We start from the raw sequence: 317 nt of genomic DNA on the forward strand, positions 1-317 counted from the left end.
CCTTTAAACGGAAACTTGAACAGTGACAACAAAGCTTTCGCTTCTTCATCAGTTTTTGCAGTAGTTGTAATAGTAATATTCAAACCACGCAAAGCATCGATTTTATCGTATTCAATTTCCGGGAAAATAATTTGCTCGCGAACGCCCATATTGTAATTGCCACGACCATCAAATGATTTACCGCTTACACCACGGAAGTCACGTACGCGAGGCAATGCAATAGTAATCAAACGATCTAAAAATTCAAACATTTGATCACGACGCAATGTTACTTTGCAACCAACTGGATAGTTATCACGGATTTTAAAACCTGCGAT

At 38.5% G+C, this 317-nt stretch carries 1 protein-coding gene; it reads right to left on the reverse strand.

Going from position 1 to position 317, the window contains the following annotated elements:
* On the reverse strand, positions 1–317 hold a 317-nt coding region (rplE, locus tag ACTHSP_RS23370), incomplete at both ends, for a 50S ribosomal protein L5 (RefSeq protein WP_440347161.1).

This window comes from Neisseria sp. P0001.S005 (assembly GCF_051963715.1).